Genomic DNA, 24,529 nt, shown 5'->3' on the forward strand with positions numbered 1-24,529 from the left:
CTGGCGTATGCACGGGTCTGGAGGAGGCCGGGCACGGACTCCGGTTCGTAGTTCCGGATGCGGTCGGCGCTGGCTTCCAGTCGTACGAACAGGCCGAACCAGCTCGGCAGGCTGGTGTTGGTGTAGTCGTGCCACCAGGCGCTCGCGCCATTGCTTCGAGTCTCGGCGGCGAGCGCGAGCAGGTCGGCGCGATCGTCCGCGCTGGCCTCGTACAGATCGCACATGGCCTTGACTTCGATGTCGCGGAACTTGACGCGGTGGTCGCCGGCCTCAATGCGATGGATCGTCGCAGGGCTGCGCTGGAGAAGTGCAGCCGCCTTCTCCTGGCTTAGCCCGGCCTCCTTGCGGAGCGCCGTCAGCTTGCGGCCGATCCTCCGTCTCAACAGGGCTGATCCGTCCGTGTCGGGCACGGAGCCTCCTATCACCGATTTGCCAAATAGCAGCATACAAACGAGCGGCCACTAGATCACAGGGCGGCTTTTGCCGCCCTGACCAGGACTAACATCCTGCGATCAGCTTTAACATGCAACCCCTCTCATGGTTTCTTTCACTATGACGCCTTGCATCTTGCCTAGTTGCATCACACGATGACAACCAGCAAGCCGGTGCCGCAGAACAACCTCGCCACAGCGGCAGGAGCCGGGTGCAGGAGCGCGTGTCCGCCCATGCGGGGCGGTACCTGTGCCCCACGAATCGAGGGCACGGCCGGCTGCCGGGCAGGCCCAGCCATCCGTTTCACACCCAGGGAGGTGATGGCATTGACCCGTATCAAGTGGTTCGTTCCTCGGGACGGGCAGTCGTACCGGCCGTTCGGTATCGATCGGGAGGGCGCGGCCACGCTCTACGGTCACCGGGGCGGTTGGAGCCGATCCGACGAGGCCACGGCCCATGAGGTGGCGCGCGTCAACCGCCGATTCTGGGCCAGCCTCAGCCTCCGGACGCAGACTCCCAACCGCCCGAAGCGACGCCGCTGGCGTTGGTGGCCACGCGCATGACCGGCAGCAGCCATCCCCCGCCCCGGGTCGACCCCGGCACGCTGCTGCAACTCGACGGCGATGACTGGTCCTTCGGCCACGGCCTCACACCCGGAGTCCACGTCGATGTCGTCCTGGTACGGCTACGCACCGACCTCGCCCATCTCAGTGACGAGTGGATGTGGGTCCTCGGCCACCGTCCACAGTGCGAGTACCCGCACGTGGAGCAGCACCCGCCCTGCCTGGAACTACGGGTCCGCATCACCGCGCTGCGTCGTTACGGCCCCGCACGATGACCGGCACCCACGAGAGCGTCCACCCCGGTGCCCGGTACGACTCGGCCCGCAGGGCGGTCCTCGGCCACCTCGACCGTGCCTGCTTCGAGTGCCGCGACGACGGGTGCGCGCAGTACCGCTGGGCCGTCGCGGAGTTGCGTGACCACCCGATCGGCCGTGGCCTCCTCGAACGTCACGGCCTCCTCGACCCCTCCGACGATCCGACCCAGGAAGGCCAGCAGCGGTGACTACCTCCCCCGCCGGCGGCGACGAGCACACTCGGCCCGCCCACCACGCACCCGCCCCCGCCCACCGGCCGGCCCGCGCGGTCGCCACCGCACACCGTCAGCCGCCACTGATCGCCAACGACTTCTACTTCCTCGCCCATCACGATCAGACCGGGCAGCCCCGCCTGTTCCCCGCCGCGATCTCCCTCGGGCTGGCAGCCGGGCTGCTCATGGAGTTGCACTACGCCGGCCGAATCAGCTTCTCCCAGGGCGCGGTCCACGTCTGGCGCGACGGCCCCACCCCGGAGGACTGGCTGCAGCACAAGATCCTCGACCGGATGCTCACCGAGCCGCAGAACACCCCCGTCCGGCAGTGGCTGTCGTACCTCGCCACCACCGCCGAGGAACAGGTCGCCCAGCGTATGACCCAGGCCGGTCTGCTCCGGGAGCAGACGGCCGGCCCGAGGTGGCGACGGCGCACCGTCTACGTACCGACGGACATGAACGCCGCCGCCTGGCCCTGGGCCCGGCTGTCCCAACAGCTGCGCAACCGCCGCGACCTCTTCGAGCACGACGTCCTGCTCGCCGGTCTGGTCCTGCGCACCCAACTGGACACGGCGCTACTCGACGGAGCCTCCTGGCTCGCCCGTGACTACTTGGGCCGTCTGATCAGGCAGCTCTGGCCGCCCTGGCCGGAACTGCTCGGCGAACTCGGTGCCGCCGTCGGCGCTGCCGTGCTGAGCCATCGCACCTCCTGAGCGTGCGCGAGCTATCGCCTGCCCGGTGGTCGACAGCACCTCATTGATCAGAGAGACGGTTCATGACCAGCGGAGAACGACGCCTACCTCGGGCCTCCACCGGTCGGAACCGCCGGACACCGGGACAGGTGGGCGTCATCGTCGGTGTGCTGGTAGCAGCCGCCGTCGGCGGGAACCTCGCCGGACCGGCCGTCGCGGACTGCACGGCCACGCTGGGTCGCCTGCTCCGGCCGCTGCTCAGGCTGTTCATCGACGCGACGGTCCTCACCGGCGGCGGGACCTAGCCCACCGGCCGACACCCTTGTCCGCCGTCCCGTCGCCTGCTCCTCATCGTCCCCGAGGGAGTCCCATGTCCGTTCCCGTTCTCCGCCCACCCGCACCGGGCCCCGGTGTGGCGGCGGGGTCCTCCGCCATCGACTACCACCGGATGACCCGGCCGTGGGTCACCGCGTGGTGGCGTCCACCGCTGGCCGTCGCGGTGGCGCTCACCCTGGTCGTGACCACCATGGCGGTCACGGCCGCCGTGGAGCGGTCACTGCCGCCCCTGCCGGTACTCAGGGGGAACACGGCCTTGGCGTGGTCGTTCGCCGGCATCGCCGCCGCGCTGCCACTGGTCCTGCTGACGGTCCGCTGGGTCGAGCGCCGGCCCGCCGGCACGGTCAGCAGCGTCGTCGGCCGCCTCCGCTGGCGGTGGCTGGCCGTCTGCCTGGCCGCCGCCGCGCCCATCGCCGCGCTGTCCCTCCTCGTCGGGGTCGTCGGGGTCACGACCTCTGCCGCCGCGGCACCGTCGGATGCGGGTTCGACGTGGGTGGGCCTCGGCCCGTACCTCGGCACCCTCGTCATTGTCGGGGCGCTCATGGTCGGGCAGGTCGGCACCGAGGGTACCTCGGTCGGGGCGTCCTCATGCAGGGCGTCGGCTGGTTCTTCTGCTCGCCGTGCCCCGGCATCACCGTCCAGGCGGCCCTGTTCGCCGCGCTCCACGGCGTCGGCACCGTGGGCGGGCTGGCGGCGACCTTCACGATCGGCGTCGCGCTCGGCTGGCTCGCCGTCCGCACCGGCGGCCTCGAAGCCGGCATCGCCTTCCACCTCGCCTACAACGGCAGCATCCTGCTCGTCGCCGCCGCCGTCAGCGGCAACGACCCGGCCGCGAACCTGGCCGGTGCGCCCTGGCAGCTCGCCGCCGCCCAGGCCATCGGCGTCCTCGCCTACGTCTCCGTGACTCGCGTCCTGGCCGCCGTCGCACCCGCCGCCCTGTTCCCGCCCTACCCCACCGCCTAGCCCGTCCCGCCCCCACCCCCGCGCGGAAGAGAGAGCCCATGTCCCCCACCTCACCCGACACCATCTCCGCGACCCTGGCACGCGGTCGACTCGGTATCCCCTCCGTCGTGTTCTTCGTGATCGCCGCCGCTGCGCCGCTGACCGTCGTCGCCGGAGGCGCGACCACCGGGTACGCCGTCACCGGTGTCACCGGCATCCCGGTGGCGTACCTCGTGGTCGCCGCCGTGCTCGCGTTGTTCGCGGTCGGCTACGTGGCGATGTCCCGACACATCGTCAACGCCGGAGCGTTCTACACCTACGTCACCCGGGGATGCGGCCGCCCGGCCGGCGTCGCCGCCGCAGCCGTCGCGCTGCTGGCGTACAACGCCATGCAGATCGGCTTGTACGGCGGCTTCGGCGCGGTCCTCGCCCAGTTCCTCCACGACCGGTACGGGTGGGCCGTCACCTGGTGGCTGTGTGCCCTGGCCGCCTGGGCTGCGGTGGCGGTCCTCGGGGTGCTGCGTATCGACCTCAACGGCGCGGTCCTGGCCGTCATGCTGATCGCCGAGTGCGCGGTGGTGGTCGTCTTCGACACGGTCATGGTCACCCACCCCGCCGGCGGGACCGTCACCGTCGACACCCTCGCCCCGACGCACGTCCTCGCCGCCGGGATCGGCGCGGCGCTGGTCACCGCGATCACCGGGTTCGTGGGCTTCGAGGGCACGGTCGTGTTCTCCGAGGAGACGAAGGACCCGCGCCGCACCGTCGCCCGCGCCACGTACCTCGCCGTCGCGGTCACCGGCCTGCTCTACGGGCTGTCCGCGTGGGCGATGTCGGTCGCCACCGGCCCCGACCGGATCGTCGACGCCGCCCGCGCCGACGGCACGGACCTCATCTTCCACCTGGTCTCCCCGCACCTCGACGGAAGCGTCGTGACCATCGGCCGGGTCCTGTTCATCACCAGCCTGTTCGCCGCGCTGCTCAGCTTCCACCACACCGTGGCCCGGTACCTGTTCGCCCTCGGCCGGGAACGGGTCGTCCCCGCCGCTTTCGGCCGCACCAGCCGGCGCACCGGTGCGCCGAAGGTCGGCTCGATGACCCAGAGCGGCCTCGCGTTGGCCGTCCTCGTCGGCTACGCGGCAGCCGACGCGGACCCGATCGTGCACCTGTTCTTCTGGGTCACCGTCACCGGCGGGCTCGGCGTCCTGATCCTGATGACCGTCACCTCCGCCGCCGTCGCCGGCTACTTCGCCCGGACCAGCCACCACGAGGGCCACTGGCGGGGCACGGTCGCGCCGCTGACCGCCACGCTGGCGCTCGCCGCGATCCTCACCGTCACCCTCCGCGAGTTCGACACCCTGCTCGGCGTCGACACGCACTCCCCGCTGCGCTGGCTCTTCCCCGCGGCCTACGCCGCCGCCGCGCTGCTCGGCGCGGTCTGGGCGCTGACGCTGCGCACCACGAACCCGCCCGTCTACGCCGCCATCGGCTTGGGCGCGGACAGCCACACCCTGCCCCTGCGCAACGACCCGATCCGCCAACCGGCCTGACCCCGCGAGGGAGACACCATGCCCGACACCCACACCGTCGCCGTCCGTCGAGCGACACCCGAGAACGCGGGGCCGCTGATCGCCGTCCTCGCCGAGGCATTCCACGACGGACCCGTCGCCGACTGGCTGATACCCGACCCCGCCGACCGGCGCGTGGTCTTCTACCGCTACTTCAGAGACGCGTTCCAGCACGGCCTGGCGCACGGCCACGTCGACACCACCGCCGACCTGTCCGCCGTAGCGATCTGGTACCCCCGGCTCGACCCACCCCAGGGCCACACCCGGGAACGCCAGGAGGCGCTGGAACACGCCACCGGCCCCTACGCGCCGAGGTTCACCCTGATGGAGGCCATGTTCGACGCCTTCCACCCCGACGAGCCACACCACTACCTCGCCTACCTCGCGGTAGACCCGCAGCAGCAGAACCGGGGCATCGGCGCGGCCCTGCTCCACGACCACCACCGGCACCTCGACAAGCTGGGCCTACCGGCGTACCTGGAGGCCAGCAACACCCGCAACCGGCAGCTCTACCGCCGGCTCGGCTACACCGCCGGCCCACCGCTGATCCTGCCCACCGACGGCCTACCGATCTGGCGGATGTGGCGCGGCCGACAAACCCCCACCGGCCGCTCACCGTTCCCACCCGCCCCGCAGCCCCGACGGCCCACCCGGTGAACCCGATGGCCCAGATCCGACCCGCACAACCCGGCGACGTGCCCACCATCACCGCCCTACTCGTCGACGCCGTCACCGACGACCCCGTCGCCGAATGGCTGGTGCCCGACCCCGCCGAACGGCAGACGGTCTTCCACGGCCTACTGGCCATGGAGGTCGACCACGCCGTCGAGTGGGGCAACGTCGACGTCCCCCTCGACCTGACCGCAGTCGCGGTGTGGCACCGCCACCCCGTCCCCGACACCGCCGTGCTCTCCGAACACCACCTGGGCGTCTTCGCCGGCCGCGCGCTGCCCCGCTTCCGGCAGCTCCACGCACTCACCGGCAGCTACCGATCCGACGCGCCGCACCACTGGCTGTCCTGGCTCCACGTCACCCCCACCCGACGCAGACAGGGCATCGGCGGGCGTCTGCTCGACCGGCACCACCACCGTGTCGACCAGCTCGGCGACCCCTACGACACGGTCGTGACGACAGAGGCGGCCCGGGACTTCCTGAGCGGCCACGGCTACCGCGCCGGCCTGCCCCTGCACCTGCCCAGCGGGCCCCGGCTCTGGCCGCTCACCCGCAGCGGCAACCCCGCCGCCACCACGGAGAGCGCCGGGTCCGCATCACCTGAACTGACCGTTCCCTACGACCTCCGCGACAGGAGGCGCAAACCATGACCAAGGTCCGAACCGTCGCCGGGTGGCAGCGGCCCACCCGCGCCCTGGTCTTCGCTCTCGTTCTCGTCGTCACCGTGCCCACCGCCTGCGCCCCCGTCCGCACTTCCACGCCATCCGCCGACGTGGCCGTGCAGCCGTCTGCCTCTTCGACGCCGACGAACGAGCCGCGGACCGCGCAGGATCGGCTGCGCCTCCTGGCCGACGCGATCACACCGGTCGCGGCCGACGCCGAGCCCGGCCCGCACACCTACCTGCACGTCCAGTCGTGGTCCCGCGCGACGACGGTCGTCAGCCGGTGGGACATCCGTCGCTGGAGCCAGCCGGACGGGTCCGGTCGGGTCATCGAGCGCCGGTTGCCCGACCGGGAAAATCTCACCCGGCTACCGGACGGCAGCGACCGGGACGCCCTCGCGGCGGCACCCGTGGTGTCCGACGAGACATACGCACGCGGCGGCCTCGTGCGCCCCGGCTCCGAGCCGATTCCCGGCGATCGTGCCGGCCTTCAACAGCAACTCGGCACCATATCCCCGCCCGAGAACGGCCCCGGCTCGGTCATCACCGGCGTGGTGAGTCTGAACAACGAGCACTACCTCGGCCACCAACAGCGCCAAGTCATCCTGCTGATCCTGGCCGACCTGCCCGGCATCACGATCGACACCACCGCCGCCGACATCGCCGGTCGCACCGGGATCGCCGTGAGCCTCAACCGCGACGGATCCACCAAGCGCCTGATCATCCGCCCCACGAGCGGGGAACTCCTCGCCTTCCAGGAAACCTTCAACACCTGCCCGGCCCGAGGCAAGCCATGCCCCCGGCCCGGCCTGTTCGACTACCGGCTCTACCTCGAACGCAGCCGCACCGCACCGACCGACGGGTCACCCACAACACAGCGTTAAACCCGGCACCGGGAAGCCGTCGACACCACCTCGCGGTGATGCGCGCCCCGGTACCCCTCAGTCTCGCCGCGTTCGTCGCGGCGATCCCTCCGGCACGGTGCCGCAGGGGACAAGAAAGGAACCCATGAAGATCACCCTGTACCGGCCGATCGCCACCGGCACGGCCATCCTCGGCCTGCTGGCCAGCGCCATGCCGGCCTCGGCAGCACCGCACGACCAGCAGCCAGCGCCCTCGGAGGTCACGCCGTCCGTCGTCGGTGGACACGACGCCACCGAGGACTACCCGGGCATGGCGACGTTGCAGTACAACCGCAACGGAGTGTTCGGGCATCTGTGCGGTGCGACCCTCGTCGACCGCCGTCACGTCGTCACCAACGCACACTGTGTGACCGAACCCGACTCCGGCACCGTCGACCCAACGCTGTTGCAGGTCCGGATCGGCTCAGCCGATCGGACCAGCGGCGGCGTGGTCGTTGGCATCGAACGGGTCCTCCCACACGCCGAGTGGGACTGGGGCACCGGCACCGACCGGGTCGCAGACGTGGCCGTGCTCCGCCTGAACAACCGGGTCAACCTCAAGCCCTTCACCATCGCCCCTCGCGTCACCCGGCGAGGGGCGGTCACCCGCATCCTCGGCTGGGGATCGACCAAGGCATCGGGCGAGGGACCGCTCCCGGTCACCCTCCAGGAGCTGGACACCACCGTCACGGGCAAGACGGCGTGCGCGGCAGCGGGCATCACCGCCGGTGAGATCTGCATCGCGAACGTGAACGGCACCGACGGCGCCTGCTACGGCGACAGCGGCAGCCCCGCCCTCCAACGGCTCAACCCACGCACGTGGGCCGTCGTCGGCGGCGCAAGCCGCGAGACCGAACCCAACTGCGGAACGGGCCCAACCGTCTACACCTCCCTGCCCTACTACGCGGGCTGGATCCACCGAGTGATCGCCACCGGCAAGGTCCCGCCGCGCACCACCCCCGCCGACAACACCCCCTCGGCAACCACCCCATCGCTGCGCTGGACCAGCACGGCGTAAACGCCTGCGGCCCAGCCCGCCCCGGCAACACCCTCGCCGGGGCGGGCTGGCAGCAGCGAACATCCAAATTCAGGACGCAGACCGTGATCGGCCCTCGTGATGGCCGTGTTCCACCGAGCCTCCGCGACCGATGGCCGACAACTTCTCCCACTTGGAGCATGCCCCTGATGCCGCTGCGATGAGCGGAGGCTCGTCGTGATCGAGCTGGTTAACGCTGCCCTCCCCGACCGGGCCGAGTTCTTGGTGGGCTCGATCGGGACGGTGTGATCAACGAGCACGTGCCCGAACCGGCGGGAGCTCTACCCGAAGGCCCATTGACACCGGAGCATGTCCGGCTGTGCCCCGGCGCGGCTGACGCAGTGCGGGCGATCACCACATGCGGAGGCGTAGTCGTCGTGGCATCCAACCAGCCCGGCGTCGGGATGGGTCAGGTGACCGTCCGGATCCTGGCCCGTATACACGCGGCCGTGGACCGGCAACTCATTGCACACCGCGCGACCGTGCCGCTACCTCTACTGCCTGGACCACCTCGACGTCCTGCCCGCGTTCCTGCGGCAAAGGTGCTACTGCCGCAAGCCGGGGCCGGCCATGCCGCGCCGGGTGTCCCAAGTGACAGCCCGGCTCGGTGTCCGCTCCCGCTGGATGGTCGGCGACTCGGACACCGACATCCAGGCCGCCGACGCCGCCGGATTTCGGAGTGCGCTCGTACTCAACCCCGACTCGACACACCGCCGCAATGGAAGCGTGCACCCCACCGCGTCGGTCAATTCTCTCGCCGAAGCCATCGATCAAATCCTGCGAGCCGAGGCCCGGTAAGCGACATAGCGGCCATGTCGAGGGGCACTGGACGACCGGGGGCGCCGGGCTCATCAGAAGCAGCTCTCCCCAGACGCCGACGGCTTGTCGGTAGCGGGCCAGCAGTTGCACATCGACGATCCGGCCAGCGTCGCTCGGGCTATGGCGGACGTCGGCTATCACCACGGCCGGCCCGAGATCCTCGTCAACAACGCCGGCATCGCCATCGACCGAGGTCAGACCGCAGCTAGCTTCGAGCAGGTACGCACCACCCTGGACACCAACCTCATGGCAACCTGGCGCTGCTACACCGCCGCTATCCCCGAGATAAGGAAGAACCAGCACGGCAGGTGAACGTCACCAGCCACATGGGCACCTTCGCACAAATGGGAACGGGCAGCGTCTCCTACCGCTCGAAGGTGGCTCCCTACGAGGCACTGTCCTCATGAACAGACGTCAGGTCATGTGCGGGGCCGGCCACCGGCGACATCCTCGCCTCTTACCGCCACAATGCCGACGGAGGACCTCGCCGTACTCGTTCAGGCAGCGCGCAGCGGAGCAGCCAGGCCCGGTGCCAAGCCCTGGAACGTACCCGCCTCTTCTATGCCCGGTTGGTCCCGTAAAGCCGGTTGGAGATGCCACGGCGATTTTTGCATCATGTAACCCATGTCCCCTGTTCCCAGCACTCGATACGCGGGCTTCGTCGCTGCGGCCCGGCGCGTCGCGCCGTCGGTCATGCTGCCTGTGCTGGCGAACGCATCGATCCAGCAGCTCCGTGGCAGCAGCGTCTACCGTCCACGTGCGGACGAGGTAATCCAGGCGTGGGTCATCGCGGCGGCGGCTCGGGAGAACATCGCGTACGGCAACGAGTTCCGGCAACGGACGGTGTCCCGCAAGGACCTGCTCCGGCTCCGGAACACGTACCAGGAAATGCACGATCCCATCCTCAACACGGCCGGTCAGCCCGGTGCCGTGGAGTCGCTGATGGTCCGCACGGTGTTCGAGCAGTTCCCGTTCGCTCACTCACGCTACGAGGATCTGTCGCGCATCCTGCTCCTGTTCGACCGGGACTACTCCTCGTTGAACTGCGAAGTCCTCTCCGTCACTGCGTGGGAGGAGTTGCTGGGCGCTCCCCTGGAGCGGTTCATGCGGTCGGCGTTCTTCATCCTGGTCGGTGCCCTGTGCAACGGTGGACGGTTCGATCCGGGCTGGCTGTCGATGCCTCACTTCGCACCGGTGTTCGACGCGTACGAGATGGTCCCGGCCGAGGTGGTGGAGGTCTTCGACCGGGTGTTCGTGGCCGACTTCGCCGATGTGCACGCCCTGGCGGCAGCGAACCGCAACCCCGATCCGCATCTGCGGCGATTCGACCCGAACCCTCTGTTGGGGACACCGTTCGTCCGGATGCCCGACGGCACCAACTTGGCCCCGTGCGTGCACCTGGTCGCGCAGCGGGTCAGCCCTGGCTCGCTGTACTACGTGGGCTGGAACAAGTGGAAGAAGAAGTTCACCCGGGACTTGGGCAAGGTCACGGAGGCGTACGTCGGCGAGCAGCTCGGCCTCGTTAAGCCGCCCATCCTCCTACACGATGTCGAGTACAAGAAGGGCCAGCACGCCTCTGACTACGTGATCGGATACCCCGGCCTCACGGTCATTGTGGAGGTCAAGTCGGCCCGCGTGGCCCAGCCCGGACGGCTCGACGTGGATGGATACCTCGCCGACGTCGAGAAGGACGTCGGAGACGCGATGAAGCGGCAGATCAAGGTCACGGCGGACCTCATCAAGGCCGGGCATCCGGCCTTCCAGGGGATCGACCCGGCTGCCCAGATCCGCGGCATCGTCGTGACAGCGGAGCCTCACTACATGCTGAATAGCCCGATGTTCCGTTCCTTGCTGCCGGACTCGGGCTACCCAACCATCATCCTGTCGTTAAACGAGCTGGAGTTCGCGGTGTCAGCCGCTCTGGTAGGTGATCCGGCGGGTTTCTTCCGCGCGTTGACCGACTGGGGCCCTGACGGCATTGACGCGAACGCAGTCGCAAGCGCGCACGCCGCCAAGCTCGGCGAGCCGAACCCTCGCAATCCACTCCTTCAAGCAGCCGCCGAACGCGGCTGGGCGAAGGTTCTGGAAGGTGGATCGGCTGCCTCCGGCGGAGCCGCCGTTGCAACTTGAACCCGCCACCAGTAGCGGATCTCGGGGACTCCGTCACGGCCCGGGTACGTAGCGTCAAGCGTCGCGTTGACGGCATCAGCCAGCTCGCTACGGGACACAAATTGACCAGGACGCATTTGCGACGGCAACCGCTTCCGGGCCGCCCTGACCCCGGTGTTCGGCCTGATCACCGTATCCGGATGACGAGGCACCTTTTCTCCCCTCAGCCTAGCTTGCCAGCCCTGCCGACTATGCCACCGGCTATCAATACGCCCCACGTTCGGCAGCGACACGACTGACGGCAGACTGAAACCCCGGCCCACCTCACAGAACCTACGAATGCACTGTCGGCGACCTCTAGCCAACCTGCCGAGCTTCCGCCACCTCGGCTCCGCCACCCCGCCGCCGCACCTGAGGGCTGAAGGCCGGCATCCTAGGTCAGTTCATGGTGTCGTGCGAGACAGGGATTCTGCTCTTCGTGGCCTGCTCGACTGACGCCTCAGCGACGAGGCGGATGCTTCGTAACAAGCGGCGGAGACAGCGCGGACATCCCGTGCCTAGCGTCGCGCTGCGCCGGTCAGGTAGGCTATTACCAAGTAGGCAGCGCTTCACGAACAACCGCACTCTGTGCGATGGCAAGACCGGGCCTGCCCGCAGGGGCCGCCCGATGGCGAGTCGTATGGGAACGACTCGGTTCACCAGTCAAGTACTGGTCGAGCTGAATCGTGCCCTGCGCAGGTGTCTCTCGACCGGATAAGCGAGAGGCGAGATCGTGGGGCTCGTAGAACCGGGGCTCTGGGTGGCGCTCCCCAGCGCCATAGCTGTGATGTCTTCCTTGGCGTTTCGCCTGATACGCGACAAGATCCATGCCGATCGGGACAGGGCCATGCTGGAAGTCGCGCTACGTGATACGCGGCCTCGTGAGCGTCGAGAGATCATGGAAGGGCTGGCCGCTCTGCGTCCGCTCAACCCCCGGGTCCCTAATCATGACGAAGGGCCGAGAGTTGACCATCCACTGGCCTCTCCTGTTAGACGGCGTAGGAGGGGGCACCACTGACTGTGTGTGCTCAGCAACAACCTCAATGGGCGATCCTCCAAAGCCGCGTTCACCCGGCGACGACCCTCAGGTGCGGCGGTTCACCTCCGGTCCTGAGGAAGGCGACTGCCAGTTGGATCGCCGTTTCAGGCCGAAGTCGTAGGTGCTCGGCTGGGTATTCCGTGGGCACTCCGCCGAAGTCGAATCGGAGCGCCTCGGCCGGGGTTTCTACCGTGGGGTCCTCGATGTAGCCGCCGTCGTCGGCGATGTGCACCGCGAAGGCGTGGGTGGGATGGCCAAGGCCGATCTGAATGCCGGGTGGTAGATCGTCGGGGTCATCGGCGTTGTCGCTGAAGATGGTCAGCACGACGGGTTCGCCGGCCCGCTGGATCTCGCGGAGAAGTGCCTCCAGCGCGTCGGGGTCGTTGAGCTCGACCTCGTGGTTGTCGCGCTGGTCGCCCCGGTCGTAGGTCCAGGTCACCTTCATGCGATCGCCTTTCCGTTTCCGGTGTAGGTGCGCCAGTGGCGGACCTGCCCGTCATCGTCGCGTACGTAGACCGCCAGCTGCGTGCCGACTGGCAGCAGCCGGGAGAGGATCTTCTCGCAGCCGTAGGGGGTGTAGTCGCAGGGTGGGTTGTTCGTCACCACCGCGGCCTCGGTGAGGTGGTCGCGGCGCATCCGGGCGGCGAGTTTGGCCTCCAGGTGGTCGGTCGTGGTGGCGATGAGTTGGTAGGCCGGCTTGAGGTCGGCGGCGGCAGCCGGATCACGGCCGGACCTCATGGGTATCCACTCGCCGCCGACGAACGCCACTCCGGACGTCGGGTCCTTCACTTGCCGTCGAGGCAGACTGCGGGCGGCTTCCGCCAACCCTTCGGGCGACAGCCCGGAGACAGCCGGCGGTTCCGTTGCTTCGTCGGAAGAGTCACGTGTGGCGGGCGGTCGGCCGCTGTCGCTACCGCCGCCCGGGGTCAGTTTCCCAGCTCACCGACCTTCCGGGCCTGCGCCAACGCCGCCTCGACGTGCTGCCGCGCCTCAGTCCTGCGAGTCCGTAGGATCGTCAGGAGCTGCAGCACCTGCTGCAGCCGTGCCAGCGTGGGACCGGGTTGTCCTCCATGCAACGCCGCCGCGAGCAGCCGTCGCGTGTCGTCAACAGCAGACCCCGCCGCAGAGACATGGCCGTCGAGAGCGGTCAGCGCGGCCAGGACCGGTGTGAGCGCGGCGATCGTCTCCTGCGGCGATGACTGCTGCGGCACGGCCCTCAACGACCGCGACGCCTCACCCAGCACCCCGTCCGCCTGCGCCAGCCGAGACCGGGCCTGCCCGAGCGTTTCCCGCGCGCGAGCCAAGCCCACCGCGATGCCGGCGAAGCCGGAAGCCACCGACCGTGCGCTGATCTGCTCGATCGCCTGGTCGACAGCCGCAGTCTCCTGCTGCGCTCGGTCCACACCCGCTGCCATCGCCTGCAAGTCAGCACCAATGGTGTCGGTCAGCGACATCGCGCCACCCTCCGGCCCGGATCTACAGAGAACCGTGGCAGCGTAAAGACGGGTACCGGCATAGCACAACCTAATCGATCATGGCTCGCCATGACGGCTCTGCGGCGGCATCAGGCCACTCCATGTGCGGTCGTCGCATCGATGGCTCCGGTCGGGTACGCTTCTTGCGTACCGCCACACGGCGGACCCAGGCCTAATTCGAACTATTGACGCCTGGTGCTAGATCCCGTTCACCGGCATCTAACTCGGCGACCCAAAGACGAATCAAGATCACGACCAACCCACCCTGGTTGGTCACTCTGAGAACCCCGCTCTGCCGGTAGCGCGGACTCAGCGAAAACCAGTCATGTCATTTGCGACTGGTCGAGCTGAGCCGTGCTGCGCACTCTCACTCGGCCGGAGTGGGAGGAGATAGGTCGTGGGACTCACGCATCTTGAGCCGTTCGTCGGCGCCGGCCCGTGGCTCGTGATCGCCTTCGCCGTCCCAGCCGCAGGAAGAATCATCATCACCGCCTTGGCCCTTCGTGGCACCAACCCGAAGGACAGGCCCAGCATCATCAAGGCTCTAGCCGAGCTGTTCCGGGGGCGTTGGCGAGGATCAGTCCCGCCTGACAACTGAGGATTCCTACCAAAACGGGCTATTAGCTAGAGGTCATCGACTCTCCTGAGTGATCAGGAGGTGACTTGAATGGGCATTCATGTTTGACTACCTGCGTGGGGGCGGGGGGAGCACGGCTGTCGATCGACTGCGGTAGCGCGAGCACCGTGGCCGTGTTGGCCTGGCCTGACGGTGGTGCGTCGGTGTTGCCGTTCGATGGTCTGCCATACCTGCCCAGCGGCCTGTTCCTGGCCGAGGGTGGGCAGGTGTGGACGGGCCGGCAGGCGTGGCAGGCCGCCGAGGCGCAGCCGCACCGGTTCGTACCGAATCCCCGCCGTACCGGCGATGGCGAGTCGGTCGTCGACGGCGCTGAGGCAGAGGCCGTGGAGTTGGCGGCGGCGCCGTTGCGGCGGGCTGCTGCGGAGGCCGAAGGTGTTGTCGGTGAGCCGATACGGGATGTGCGGTTGGTGGTGCCGGCCGGGTGGGGGCCGCGTCGGCGTACCTGGATGCGGCAGGTCGCGCACCGGGCGGGTCTCGGGCAGCCGCGCCTGGTGGAGGCTCCGGTGGCCGTCGCGGAGCATCTGGTGACCACCGGTGTACGGCTGACGGTCGGGTCCTTCGTTGTCGTGTGTGATGTCGGCGCGGGTGTCGAGGTGACGGTGCTGCGCCGCGGCCCGGCAGGGTTCGAGGTCCTCGCTACGCTCGCCGACCCTGCGGCTGGTGGTGCTGCCGTCGACCTGGCGTTGACTGCTGCTGTGCTCAATGGTCGGGAGGTGTCTGCCGGCGGTATGGGCCAGTGGGTGATGGCGGAAAGCGTCCGGGTCGCGAAGGAAAACCTGGGCTCTCACCCGGCGGTAACCGTGCCGGTCGCCGGCCACCACCCGGTCATCGCGGACCGCACCATGCTCGACACCGCCGCCCAACCGGTCGTACGACAAGTCGCGGAGTTGACCCAGCAGTGCATCGCCGCCGCCGAACTGGCCCCCAGCGACCTCGCGGGAATCTACTGCGTCGGCGGCAGCGCCCACCTCCCACGCCTGGACACCGCCATCACCGAGCACACGGGAACCAGTCCGGTGCTGGTGGCGGACCCTCAACTCGTCGCGGCACGGGGCGCCGCCGAGGTGAGCGCTCCCGCGGCCGGGGTGAACACGGTGGAGGTGACGGTGCCGCCGATCCGGCGAGCCGTCGCCATCGCGGTGCCCGGCCTCGCCTCCCTGGCACTGCTGTGGCAGGCCCTACTGACCGCCGAACGCAACAACACCCTCAGCGCGTACTACTACGTCCTGTTCAACCTGGGCGAGTTGACGATGGCAGCGGTGTTCGCCCTGGTGGCCTGCATCGCAGCGGGCACCATCCTCGGCTCGCTGATCGCCGCCCGCAGCCCCACCCCCGAACTACGCACCGAGGGCGGAAAGGTCAGCATCGGAATCCTCGCCGGGGTCTCCCTCGGCGTCGCCATCGCCGCCCTCTACGCCGTCGTCATCAGCCAATACTTCGGCCTACCCCTACGAGGCTTTCTCACCTGGGCGCTCTGGCCGATCGCCCCCACCGCCGTCCTCGCCGTGGTCATGGCGATGATCGCCGCCCGACAATGGCGAACACCCTCCGGCGGCTGGTCCGCGCTCCTGGCCACACCGACGGGCTCAGTCGTCACCGCCGCCGTGGGCATGGGACTCATCCAGTACGCACGCACCGCCGACCGATGGCCCCACCTGGTGGTCTGGCTCGACCTCACCGCCCGCATCGGTGGACTCCTCCTCGGCATCGGCACCGTCATGGCCCTCGTGACACCCCTGATATTCCGCATCGTGCTCGCCGCCCCGGTATCAGTGATCAGCGCCGCGATCGTCACCGGACAATCCACCGGCATCCTCGGCGTCAGCTACGCCATAGCCATCACCGTCTGGTGGGCAGCACGCGTCTGGACCCGCCTCATCCACCCCACCACCGGCCCCACCGCCCTCAGCCCACCAAATCGAGGCGGGTGACATGCGCTGGCCACGACAGTTGATGTCGCTGATCTTCGTCCTGGCGTTCCTGGTCGGCCCACCAGCGGTGCTCCTGACCGTGATCGGCCCGCCCCTTCGCGGATGGCCGACCTCGGAGCAGTTGCGGGCCTGGTTGCAGCAGCCGTTGACCGAGGAGACCCTGACCGCCGGACTCGCCATCGGCGCGTGGCTGGTCTGGCTGTTTGTCGCCTACACCGTTGCCGTCCGGGTCATCATCCGCCTCCGCGCGACCACGGCGTGGATACGGCGGATGCCCCTTCCCACACCGTTACAGGCGACGGCCAGTGGAATGGCCGGCGCAGCCGTCTTCGGCGTCACCACCAACACCGTCACCACCACCCCGCCGGAACCGCCACAGCCCGCAGCAACAGGCACCGCCACATTCCACGACGAGACCGCCCCGGACGACCATCGCGACCAGGCCGTACGCGAGGACGGGGTCACGGTTACCGGCGGCTGGCTGCCCCGGGACGTCGCCGAACAGGTCACCGCCGCCGCAGCACTGGTCTGGCTACGCCGCCGCCGCGACTACCAACCCCACCCCACCCACCCCGACGACACCGACCTCACCCCACTACCGCCCACCGTCACCGCCGTACAAGCCGCCCTCGCCGACACCCCCTCCACGCCGCCGTCGGACGGATTCGCGGCCCCCTTCGAAGCCCTGCCGGTCGGCGGGGTGGGCCTCACCGGACCGGGCGCGCTGCCCGTCGGGCGAGGACTGCTGGTCACCGCCATCCTGGCCGGACAACGCCACAGCTCGACGACGTTGATCGTCACGAAGGCAACGCTGGCCCTCCTTCTCGGGCCGGCTGCGGAGACGCTCGGGCGACGCCTGCCGCTGACGATCGTCGACACCGTTGACGAAGCAGCGCAGCTACTCCAACCCGGCGACCCCGTCGCTGGTGAAGCCATTCCTGGTCAACGCCAAGGTGAGACATCGAGTGGACACGGCCATCGAAAGATGGTGCTGCTGAACGACCACGACGGCAACGGGCAGCAGTTGAAGCAACTCGCCGAGACGAGCACCGCCGCCGTTGCTCTCGTCGTCGTTCTGGGAGAACGGCCGGGCGGGCCAAACTGGCACGCTGACTCCACCGGTCACCTGCGCGACCCACACCATCCCGGCATGCCGGGACCACGGCTGTGCGTCCTGGACCGGACGGCGACCACCGACCTGCTCACCGTCATCGCCAGTCCCGACCCGGCACCGCCCCACCCCTTCAGCGGACGCCCACCACTCCCCTACGCGGGATCACCAGAGCTGCCACTGCCACGACACGTTGCCTGGCACGAACGTCCACACCTGTCCACCACGCCCCGGAGACGGCTTCATCTGCGCGTCCTGGGTGACCCGCAACTGCTCATCGACGGCGAGCCCCTGGCCATCCGCCGCAGCGCCGGCCTCCAGGTCCTCGTCTACCTCGCTATCCACCCCCACGGGGCCGACACCGCACAACTCACCAACGCCATCTGGCCAGGACTGCCCCGCCACTCCCTCACCGGCCGCCTCTACACCGCCCTCAGCGACCTCCGCAGCACCATCCGAACCGCAAGCGACCTGCCCGTCATCGACCACTCCGATGACCGCTACCGCCTCAACCCCGCGCACATCGACGTCGACCTGTGGCACCTCCACACCACCATCCACCAGGCTGCCGCCACCCTTACCCACACCACCACTGCCTGGCAGACCGTCCTCGACGCCTACCCCGCCGACCTCGCCACCACCCGCACCTGGCCATGGCTCGACCCCCACCGCGAAGCAACCCGCCGCCGAGTCATCGACCTGTGCGCCGCCCTCGCCGCCAAGGAGCCCGACCCACATCGCGCCCTGCAGTTGCTGCAGGACGGCGTCCGCGTCGACCCGTACAACGCCGACCTACATAGACTCGCCGGCCGTACCCTCATCGACTTGGGTGAGCTGGAAGCCGCCGTCGAGCTGCAGCACCGGCATCAGCAGTCCCTCTCACGAGTTGGGCTCGACAGCGAGTCCTCTCCTCGCGTCTCGTTCACCGCACCAGACGCCTGTAGGTGATGCTGTCGCAAGCCATGACCGGCTGGCCGCGCTGAGAGACGAGCGGCAGCGGGCCATGCGGATACCGAGGGCGCCCCCACACCCGGACAAGGTCACGTCCAGCACAGCGGCAGTCCGGGCATGGACACGCCCCGTCCTCGGCCCTCACCTCTTTGAGCGACCGTGCATACTGGACTGCACATCTTCAATGACAGTCACTAGCCTTATTTTATCCCCGCCATGAGGAGCTGGTCGTTGCCTTCCATGCTGCTGCGCATCGTCGATGGTAGTGACGATGATCTGTCAACCCTGCTGGATCTCTTCAATGGGTATGACGAGTTGCGTGGTCAGACGCGCTCAGTATGGGCGGCACCCGGGCCTGGTGAGATGGGTGCTGCTATCGAGGCTCTCTCCATCGCTCTCGTGCCGGGAGGCGCAGCGACAATCATCGCCGGCGGGGTCGCTCTCTGGTTGCGCCGACGAGCGCCGGGGCGGCCAGGCAAACTTGGACTACGGTTGGAACTCCCAGACGGCACGAAGCTCTACGTCGATGCCAAGGGCGTCGACGATGTTGAAGCGGTTGTCGCCGCTGCGGTGAAGCCGTGGACTGAATCTCGCTGAAGTGTTCGCCCGCCTCTTCGACCCTGCGGCATCTCGTGCGGTGCTGATCGGGGCAAGCCGCTACTCCACCCTCCCTAGCTTGCCCTCAGTGCGGCGAAGCGTGAAGGAACTGGCCGCCGTGCTGACAGACCCACGAGTGTGCGGGCTACCCGCCCGCTCTTGCACGGTGGTCCACGATCCTTCGGACGGTAACGCGGTCGGCCGCGCGGTAGGCACCGCCGCCGCGGAGGCGACCGACATGCTGCTCGTCTACTACGCCGGTCACGGTCTCGTAGGACTGCGTCGCAACCAACTTTATCTCACCTTGAAGGACACCGATCCCGAGCGCCCGGCCTTCCACTCGCTGGCCTACGAGGTTCTACGCGAGGAGGTGCTCAACAGCCGGGCACGAAACCGCGTAGTCATCCTCGACTCTTGTTTTTCGGGCCGCGCGGCAGCGCCACTGATGTCCGGCAATACTGGCACAATACTGGGACAGATCGACATCGAAGGCGCGTACGTCCTCACGGCGACTGCCGCCAACGAATCAGCATCCGCAGGCAAGGCAATCACGGAATTCACCGGCGAGTTGATTCAGGTGCTACGGCACGGGGTGCCGAGCGTGGGGCAGCTGTTAACCCTGGACATCCTGTACGGTCAACTTCAGGCGCGGATGAAGGCCCGCAACCTTCCGCAGCCCCATCGGCTCAAGACCGACAACTCCGGCAACCTCGCACTCGCACCAAATCCGCTGCACAACGCCCTCATAGATGATATTCAGCAGCCAGGAAACCCCGCAGACTCACCACCAGGGTCGGACTTCGATACACCGGTACCCGCCGCTGTCCTGGTCAACCTCGCCCGCCGGTCGCAACATCTTGTGGACCGGCTGATCGGCGATCTGGATCGGCTAGAACGCGACGAGGAGGACCCTGCACGGCTCAGCAAGTTATTCGAGATTGACCATATGGCGAGTCTGATGCGCCGCACCAACGAGGCCGCACTTGCTCTAGCGGGCGCAACCGGACCTTCCCAGCAGAGGGAGCCGGCAAAAATAACCGATGTGATGCGTGCCGCCCAAGCCGAGATCGAGCTGTACATGCGAATCGAGTTTGTTGACGTTGACAACAACATCGAGGTTGCTGCACATGCCATCAACGACGTGGTGAACCTACTCGCTGAACTATACGACAATGCAACCGCTTTCTCACCGCCGAACCACGTGGTCACCGTAACGGCTCGCCGACTCGACCTTGGGGCCACCCTCCAGATCATCGATTCCGGCCTTGGCATCGAGAGCGAGCGTCTAACTGAGATCAACCAACAGCTCTCCGCGCCGCCGGATTTCACTAGGTCAGGGAGCCGGCGATTGGGCCTTCTGGTAGTCTCCCAACTCGCCGCGCATCACGGCATTACCGTCCAACTCAGCGAATCCCCGACACATGGCGTCCTTGCCACCGTTTCGCTACCGCCCTCTACCATTGTCAACCGTCGCCCGCCCCCCACGATCACCAACATGCCGCCACGTGCGCGGGGCCAAGCACGCGTACCTGGACAGTTCTCAGCAGGGCCGTAGTCCACGAGTACTTACACGGCTGCTTCTTGGTTCGATCTCGAAACCTCGGCGTCGTGCCTTCCATGTGCCACCGCCCCTCGGCACCACTCTGACCTGCGGTTGTGAGGTCGTGTAAGGAAGTGTGAGGTGCTGTAAGGTCCTCAACCCGCCGTCTTCGCCCGTCGCGCTCTTACGGTCTGTCTCACCAACCGCGGAAACGCCGGAGGGAGACAGGCCATGGCGAAACGGGTCTCGGCAACAGCCGCACACGCCGTCACCGCAGTCCTCGCGTTGGCACCGCCAGCGCTGCTCTACCAGGTCGGCTGGCTCACCGTCCCCGCCCTGTCCACGGACCAACTCCGGGCGTGGGTGCACCAACCGCTGACCGCCGGCTTCATCGCCATGTTGGGGTACACCGGAGCCTGGACGCTGTGGGTACTGCTGATGGCCGCCGTCGCCGACCACGCACACCGCTACCTCACCGCTCGCCTGCGGTGGCATCTCACCCTGCACCTACCCGGCCCTCTGCAGGCGCTCGCGGCAGCCCTACTGGGCACTACCGCCGTCACGACCGCTGCCGCCCTTCCCGCCGTCGCGCACGACCACACCGCAGCCGATACCGATCCACCCCCGGCGGACAGGGCCACCCCGACGATCCGCGATGCCCCGGCCCAACCGCCGCCAGTCGACCCTTCACCTCTCCGCCGAGGAGCCACTGCCACCTCGACAACAGCGAACACCGCCCCACCGTCGCCAGAGACGGATTCCGCACGTCACGCGTCCCTGCCGGTCCTCAACCGCACCAGCGCCCATCCTCCACCTCACGCCCGAGGGGAAAGGGTCCGGGTCGTGGCCGGAGACAACCTGTGGGACCTGGCTGCCGAACATCTCGGTGACGCGACCCGTTGGCGGGAGATCTACACCCTCAACCGGGGACATCGCCAGGCCAACGGCTACGCGCTCACCACCCCCCGCACGATCCACGTCGGATGGAAGCTCACCCTCCCCGACGACCAGGCCGCACCCACACCCGGACCACCCCGTCCCGAGCGTCCTGCCGCCGGCAACTCCGGCCCCGCCGTACCCGAAGCAGAGACGACTCCCTCTGCACCATCTACCCCTCACACGCCGCCGCCTGCCCAGCAGCGCTCGACGCCGCATGCCCCTGCGCCCAGCACACCAGCCGGGCCAGCCGGCGCCACGGCATCAGCCGCGTACCCTGAGCGACCCCACGCCGAGCCACACGACGAGACAGGGGTCGTGCTGCCGGCGCGAGGCTGGATCAGCCTCGGCCTCGCCGCCGCCATCGCCGCCGTGGCCACGCTGCTACGCCTTCAACGACGCCGCCACGCCCGGCTGACCTTCACCACGGCCGCTAGCACCGCGCCGCACGCTGCCCCGGTGCCGCCGCCTCTGGTGCGCGCCGATGCGATCGGCCGCCGCCACCTCGGCCTCACCAGCAACGACCAACAGCCCGCTTATCCCACTGTGCCGGCTCCCATCGGAGTCGACAGCAACGGCACCGAGGTAAGCCTGTTCCGCCTCCCCAGTCCCGGCCTCGCCTTGCACGGTGATGGGGCCGTTCCGGCAGCCCGAGCCATCGTCGCCGCATTGCTGACCAGCGGCGCGGCCGATACCGCCTCCGGCCGCCCGGTCGTCGTCACGACCGCCGGCCTCCTGGCGCAACTCCTGCCCGTAGACGTCCCGGTGGTGGGGTTGGATCCCGACGGCACCGCATACGACGGCGAACGCCTGATCGTCCTCGCCGACACCGATGCCGCCGTCACCCACGCCGAGGAGGAGATGACCAGCCGACGACGGCTGCTGGACTCCTTCGACACCACCACCATCGGTGATCTGCACGCCCGCAACGACCATGCCGAGACCCCGCCGCCATACGTCCTGCTCATCGAACCGGCCACTCGGCACACGGGCCGCGTGCAGGCCATCGCCACCCACCGCAGCTCACTGGACCTCCACCCGATCGTCCTCGGCCCTCACGACGGCCTTCCCACGGTCGAGATCACCCGCGACGGCACCACCCGCAGCGACCGCCCGCACCCCCTGCACCGGGTATCCACCCTGAGCGCGGAGGACCTGGCCGCCGTCCTGGTCATGCTCACTGACGCCCAGGCCCGCCCGGAGCCCGGCGTCGAGTTCGACGATCCGGCCGCCGCCACACCGACCGCGCCGACCGTCGAGCCCTGCCCGGTCCCGCCGGAGAACCCGACAGCCCTGGTGCACCTTCGGGTCCTCGGCCCGGTCACCGTCACCACCGCCGCCGGCCCGGTGACCACCGGGATGCGCAGCGGCTCCTACGTGATCCTCGCCGTTCTCGCCGCCCACCCCGCCGGCCGCACTCTCTACCAGCTCGCCGCCGACCTACACCCCGACGTGGACCCTGCGTCCGCCGTTAAGCGCGTCCGGACCGACATCACCACCGCCCGCCGCGTCCTGCGTACCGCGAGCGGCCACGAGGAGCCCATGTTCATCGTCTTCGACCCCGCCTCCGGTCGCTATCACCTCGATCCGCAGACCGTCACCGTGGACCTCTGGCACATGCTCACCGCCATCAACCACGCCACCACCAGCGACAACGACGACGAGACGCTCGCCGCCTTACGCCGCGCGACCGACCTGTACGCGGGTGACTTCGCCGAAGGCCACGACCACCCATGGGCCGTCGACTACGCCACCAGCTACCGCCACCAGATCCTCACCGCCTACGCCCGCATCGCCGAGATCCTCGAACCCGACCATCCCGACCGCGCGGTGGCCGCCCTCGAACGTGCCACCGACCTCGACCCGGTCAACGAGGAGTTGTACCAGCGGATCATGCGGATCCACGGCCGGCAGCAACGCCCCGACGCCGTCCGGCGCACCCTGCGCCGTCTGGAGGAACGCCTCGCCGATCTGGTCGACGCCGAACCGTCGCAGGCCACCCGCCGCGTCGCCGAACGCCAGCTTCTACCCGCCGCCTCCCGGGCGGGGAGGGCATCATGACCGAGACCCGGCTGCGTCGGATGCAGTGGGCGGTGCGCGCCACGCTGGCCCTGGGCGTGGCAGCCTCGGTCACCGCGAACATCCTGCACGCGCAGGCAAACCCGATTGCCCAGGCCATCGCGGCATGGCCACCCCTCGCACTGCTGATTACCGTCGAGCTGGTCACCCGCATCCCCGTGCACCAGCGGGCGCTCGGCGCGATCCGAGTCATCGCCGCCTCGACCATCGCCGCCATCGCGGCCTGGATCAGCTACCACCACATGGTCGGAGTCGTCGCCCGCTACGGCGAAACCGGCACCGTGCCCTACCTCCTACCGCTCTCCGTCGACGGGCTCATCATCGTCGCCTCCGTCTCCCTGGTGGAACTCTCCGCCCGCCGCCGCGAATCCGAGAACCCCCGACCGGCACCCGCCACAGCGACGCCCCCACCCACCGCCGCCCCCACAGCGACAGCGCAGCCGCCGGTTCCCGATGACACCGCACCACCCCACCCGGATCCCGCGCTTGAACGCCATGACGACGGCGACCGGTCGCGCCCGGAGGTCATACCCGTCCCCGAGCAGCGCCCGGCCATCCACAGCCCCCGGCTTCAGAGTGATCGGGACAGTGGGCCACCGGCGAATGAGGTCTCCGCCGGGGAGATCGACGCGGACGATGACGTAGGCCTGTCTGCGGATCTCGTGCCGCTGTTGCCCGCCGCCCGGACTGCCCGCGACGAGCTGATCCGCGAAGGCCACACGGTCAGCCGCGATGCCCTCGCGCGCCGGTTACGCCGCAACGGCCATTCCCTCCGCAACAGCGGGGTATCGGAACTCCTCGCCGCCATCCGGCCGAAGACCTCGGCGGCCGTCGGTTCCCGTTCGCCGTCCGCAGCCGGTGAGCCTCACCTCGTGGCTTCGCTCGCGCAGAGGCTGGTGGCCCCGACCCCGGTTCGCCCTGACCGGCGGTCTTGA

Annotated in this window: 25 protein-coding genes; 20 read left to right on the plus strand and 5 right to left on the minus strand. The window is 68.8% G+C overall.

Features of this window, described 5'->3' with window-relative positions:
* The coding region (locus tag AB0B63_RS23075) for a Scr1 family TA system antitoxin-like transcriptional regulator (protein WP_357021976.1) at positions 1-410 on the minus strand (410 nt) is incomplete at its 3' end.
* 581 nt (positions 411-991) lie between these two features.
* Here AB0B63_RS23075 and AB0B63_RS23080 point away from each other — a divergent pair.
* From AB0B63_RS23080 to AB0B63_RS23095, 4 genes are all read left to right on the plus strand, one after another.
* Positions 992-1,270 (plus strand): hypothetical protein, encoded by a 279-nt coding sequence (locus AB0B63_RS23080; RefSeq protein WP_357021979.1) that lies wholly within the window; start codon positions 992-994, stop codon positions 1,268-1,270.
* Positions 1,267-1,497, plus strand: a complete 231-nt coding sequence (locus tag AB0B63_RS23085) for a hypothetical protein (protein ID WP_357021981.1) — start codon at positions 1,267-1,269, stop codon at positions 1,495-1,497. The genes AB0B63_RS23080 and AB0B63_RS23085 overlap by 4 nt, the downstream gene beginning before the upstream one ends.
* On the plus strand, positions 1,494-2,234 hold the full coding sequence (locus AB0B63_RS23090; protein WP_357021984.1) for a GPP34 family phosphoprotein: 741 nt from the start codon (positions 1,494-1,496) through the stop codon (positions 2,232-2,234). Before AB0B63_RS23085 ends, AB0B63_RS23090 begins: the two co-directional genes overlap by 4 nt.
* A gap of 128 nt (positions 2,235-2,362) precedes the next feature.
* Positions 2,363-2,518 carry a hypothetical protein gene (locus AB0B63_RS23095; RefSeq protein WP_357021987.1) on the plus strand — a complete coding sequence of 52 codons (156 nt, stop codon included), beginning with the start codon at positions 2,363-2,365 and terminating at the stop codon, positions 2,516-2,518.
* A gap of 133 nt (positions 2,519-2,651) precedes the next feature.
* Here AB0B63_RS23095 and AB0B63_RS23100 read toward each other — a convergent pair whose 3' ends face one another.
* Positions 2,652-2,999, minus strand: a complete 348-nt coding sequence (locus AB0B63_RS23100) for a hypothetical protein (RefSeq protein ID WP_357021990.1) — start codon at positions 2,997-2,999, stop codon at positions 2,652-2,654.
* 138 nt (positions 3,000-3,137) lie between these two features.
* Here AB0B63_RS23100 and AB0B63_RS23105 point away from each other — a divergent pair, with 138 nt between their 5' ends.
* From AB0B63_RS23105 to AB0B63_RS23145, 9 genes are all read left to right on the plus strand, one after another.
* A complete protein-coding gene (locus AB0B63_RS23105; protein WP_357021993.1) occupies positions 3,138-3,512 on the plus strand; it encodes a CPBP family intramembrane glutamic endopeptidase in 375 nt (124 codons plus the stop codon).
* A 38-nt stretch (positions 3,513-3,550) separates the two neighbouring features.
* On the plus strand, positions 3,551-5,041 hold the full coding sequence (locus AB0B63_RS23110; protein WP_357021996.1) for an APC family permease: 1,491 nt from the start codon (positions 3,551-3,553) through the stop codon (positions 5,039-5,041).
* Between the two features lie 18 nt (positions 5,042-5,059).
* Positions 5,060-5,716, plus strand: coding sequence for a GNAT family N-acetyltransferase (locus tag AB0B63_RS23115; protein WP_357021999.1), 657 nt, complete (start codon positions 5,060-5,062; stop codon positions 5,714-5,716).
* Between the two features lie 5 nt (positions 5,717-5,721).
* Complete coding sequence (locus tag AB0B63_RS23120; RefSeq protein WP_357022002.1) at positions 5,722-6,381, plus strand: GNAT family N-acetyltransferase; 660 nt, start codon at positions 5,722-5,724, stop codon at positions 6,379-6,381.
* Positions 6,378-7,277, plus strand: coding sequence for a hypothetical protein (locus AB0B63_RS23125; protein WP_357022005.1), 900 nt, complete (start codon positions 6,378-6,380; stop codon positions 7,275-7,277). Before AB0B63_RS23120 ends, AB0B63_RS23125 begins: the two co-directional genes overlap by 4 nt.
* A gap of 124 nt (positions 7,278-7,401) precedes the next feature.
* Entirely contained in the window at positions 7,402-8,313 is a 912-nt protein-coding gene (locus AB0B63_RS23130) for a serine protease (protein WP_357022007.1), read from the plus strand.
* Between the two features lie 483 nt (positions 8,314-8,796).
* Complete coding sequence (locus AB0B63_RS23135; protein ID WP_357022010.1) at positions 8,797-9,129, plus strand: HAD hydrolase-like protein; 333 nt, start codon at positions 8,797-8,799, stop codon at positions 9,127-9,129.
* Between the two features lie 84 nt (positions 9,130-9,213).
* Positions 9,214-9,462: an SDR family NAD(P)-dependent oxidoreductase gene (locus AB0B63_RS23140; RefSeq protein ID WP_357022013.1), complete on the plus strand. Its 249-nt coding sequence runs from the start codon at positions 9,214-9,216 to the stop codon at positions 9,460-9,462.
* A 312-nt stretch (positions 9,463-9,774) separates the two neighbouring features.
* Positions 9,775-11,280, plus strand: a complete 1,506-nt coding sequence (locus AB0B63_RS23145) for a hypothetical protein (RefSeq protein WP_357022015.1) — start codon at positions 9,775-9,777, stop codon at positions 11,278-11,280.
* Between the two features lie 1,085 nt (positions 11,281-12,365).
* On the opposite strand, the gene AB0B63_RS23150 is transcribed toward AB0B63_RS23145, so the two are convergent.
* The 3 genes from AB0B63_RS23150 to AB0B63_RS23160 all read right to left on the minus strand — a co-directional run bounded on the left by AB0B63_RS23150 (position 12,366) and on the right by AB0B63_RS23160 (position 13,791).
* Positions 12,366-12,782 carry an Imm1 family immunity protein gene (locus AB0B63_RS23150; protein WP_357022017.1) on the minus strand — a complete coding sequence of 139 codons (417 nt, stop codon included), beginning with the start codon at positions 12,780-12,782 and terminating at the stop codon, positions 12,366-12,368.
* On the minus strand, positions 12,779-13,162 hold the full coding sequence (locus tag AB0B63_RS23155; RefSeq protein WP_357022020.1) for a DddA-like double-stranded DNA deaminase toxin: 384 nt from the start codon (positions 13,160-13,162) through the stop codon (positions 12,779-12,781). The genes AB0B63_RS23150 and AB0B63_RS23155 overlap by 4 nt, the downstream gene beginning before the upstream one ends.
* A 101-nt stretch (positions 13,163-13,263) precedes the next feature.
* Positions 13,264-13,791 (minus strand): DUF6244 family protein, encoded by a 528-nt coding sequence (locus AB0B63_RS23160; RefSeq protein ID WP_357022023.1) that lies wholly within the window; start codon positions 13,789-13,791, stop codon positions 13,264-13,266.
* A 418-nt stretch (positions 13,792-14,209) separates the two neighbouring features.
* Between AB0B63_RS23160 and AB0B63_RS23165 the strand changes: the two genes are divergently transcribed.
* The 7 genes from AB0B63_RS23165 to AB0B63_RS23195 all read left to right on the plus strand — a co-directional run bounded on the left by AB0B63_RS23165 (position 14,210) and on the right by AB0B63_RS23195 (position 24,529).
* On the plus strand, positions 14,210-14,410 hold the full coding sequence (locus AB0B63_RS23165; protein WP_357022026.1) for a hypothetical protein: 201 nt from the start codon (positions 14,210-14,212) through the stop codon (positions 14,408-14,410).
* 182 nt (positions 14,411-14,592) lie between these two features.
* Positions 14,593-16,380 (plus strand): Hsp70 family protein, encoded by a 1,788-nt coding sequence (locus AB0B63_RS23170; RefSeq protein ID WP_357022029.1) that lies wholly within the window; start codon positions 14,593-14,595, stop codon positions 16,378-16,380.
* A 1-nt stretch (position 16,381) separates the two neighbouring features.
* A complete protein-coding gene (locus tag AB0B63_RS23175) occupies positions 16,382-18,439 on the plus strand; it encodes a hypothetical protein (protein WP_357022032.1) in 2,058 nt (685 codons plus the stop codon).
* A 243-nt stretch (positions 18,440-18,682) separates the two neighbouring features.
* Positions 18,683-19,039, plus strand: coding sequence for a hypothetical protein (locus AB0B63_RS23180; protein WP_357022035.1), 357 nt, complete (start codon positions 18,683-18,685; stop codon positions 19,037-19,039).
* Between the two features lie 40 nt (positions 19,040-19,079).
* A complete protein-coding gene (locus tag AB0B63_RS23185; protein WP_357022261.1) occupies positions 19,080-20,594 on the plus strand; it encodes an ATP-binding protein in 1,515 nt (504 codons plus the stop codon).
* A 216-nt stretch (positions 20,595-20,810) separates the two neighbouring features.
* Complete coding sequence (locus AB0B63_RS23190; RefSeq protein WP_357022038.1) at positions 20,811-23,576, plus strand: BTAD domain-containing putative transcriptional regulator; 2,766 nt, start codon at positions 20,811-20,813, stop codon at positions 23,574-23,576.
* Entirely contained in the window at positions 23,573-24,529 is a 957-nt protein-coding gene (locus AB0B63_RS23195) for a DUF2637 domain-containing protein (RefSeq protein WP_357022041.1), read from the plus strand. The genes AB0B63_RS23190 and AB0B63_RS23195 overlap by 4 nt, the downstream gene beginning before the upstream one ends.

The sequence above is a fragment of the Micromonospora sp. NPDC049081 genome, assembly GCF_040648835.1.
GTDB lineage: Bacteria > Actinomycetota > Actinomycetes > Mycobacteriales > Micromonosporaceae > Micromonospora > Micromonospora antibiotica.